This window comes from Protofrankia sp. Cr1 (genome assembly GCF_963555865.1).
Classification (GTDB): Bacteria; Actinomycetota; Actinomycetes; order Frankiales; family Frankiaceae; genus Protofrankia.
Window position 1 is genome coordinate 1 of the sequence record NZ_CAUVXO010000531.1, and the last position, 1514, is coordinate 1514.

Annotated in this window: 1 protein-coding gene; it reads right to left on the reverse strand. The window is 65.7% G+C overall.

From position 1 onward, the window contains the following. Positions 1 to 1316 (reverse strand): helix-turn-helix domain-containing protein (locus U9980_RS25245; protein ID WP_322770214.1); only part of this gene is annotated, 1316 nt, incomplete at its 3' end. Positions 1317 to 1514: the final 198 nt, after the last annotated feature.

Sequence of the window (1514 nt, forward strand, 5' to 3'; positions counted from 1 at the left end):
GCGCATGCCTGGTCGATGTCGCCTTTCTGGAAGTGGACTTCGGCAAGCCATGTTTCGTACAGGGCGACTTCACGGGCGTGGTCGTCGCTGTAGTTCCTCAGGGCGGCGGTGAGGAGGGGTTCAGCGCGGTCGGGTTTACCCAGTTCGACGTAGCAGCGACCCTTCATGATGTTGATTTCGTCTTCGTTGAGCCAGTAGACCCAGGTGGGGTCGTCGTCGGGCCGTCGCTGTTCGTAAAGGCGGTCGACCTCGGCAAGGGCCTTCTCGGTGTTCGTGAGTTCGCCGACCTTGGCGTGTGCCCATGCCACGCGTTCTTTCAGCAGGGCGAGGGTGGTCGCGGTCGCGGTCCGGCGGGCACCTTGGCAGGCGGTATGGGAGAGCAGGACGGCGTCGGCCGGGTCACCCTGGTTGGCGACCTGATAGCTCAGCGTGGAGATCAGATTGGCAGCGACGGGCTGGTTGTTTGCGGCGTGCGCGGCTTTGACTCCGCCGGTGAAGTACCGGGACGCGGGTACGGAAAGTCCGGCGTCCATCGCGACCCAGCCTGCGAGTTGGCACAGTTCGGCGATGGCGGACAGAAGGCGGCGTCCGAGTCGTTCGTCGTAGCTGGCTGTGCGGAGGAGGTCGACGGTGGCGGTGAGTTCCCGTTCGACAAGGCTGTTGAGATCCTTCCCGCCGACGAAGTCGTCGAGCCTGCGCAGGTGCGCGACCCGGCCTTCAACCTTGTGCAAGAGGCCGTCACCGATCCGCCGTCCGGCCTGCATTGCGACGATCTGCGGCGGTTCGGCAATCAGCCATTCGTGGGCCAGGCGGGCGGCGTTGGCCGCGTGCACGGGCAGGCCGTCGTCTGTGCCGAGGAGTTCGGCGAGTTCGGCGGTTCGCTCCGACGTCCAGGTGTCGTCGTCGTGCAGCAGCGTGACCGGGTCCGGCCGGTCCGAGTCGCCGTTCTGGGTCAGAGCCGGTGCCGTTCGGGCGGGGGCTTGCGACGGCAGCGGTCCTGGTCGGGCGTCGGTGACGATCACTTCCCAAGGTCGAGAGGCGAGACCCAGCAGAGCGCCCGGTATCCGTAGTGCGTCGGCGATGCGTTCGATCAGGTCGAGGGTGGCGATGCGATCCTCACCGCGCATGATTTTGCTGACACGGCTTTGGCTCAGGCCTTCGACACCGGAGGCGATGCGGTTCTGACTGGCGCCGTCGTACTTGCGCATGAGTCGGAAGGCTGCGCCGAAGTCACGGGCGGCGAGTGTGGCGCGCATGTCGTCCCGTGACAGGAGCCGTTCGGAGACGGTGTAGGGGCCGAGTGTGAACGGTGGCATGTCGGGCGGTTGCCTTCCAGCCGGGAGAGAGGGTCACGTCTCGTGGCAGGACCGACCCTGAGGGTACGTCCGTCGGGGCGTCCATGTATATCAACCTCGCCTACCGTGTCAGGCGTTCCACCCATCCGCGAGCCGCTCGCAGACCGCGTGATCAGGTGACTTTCAGATGATGAATCTTGTCTTTCGGTGAGACGGGGT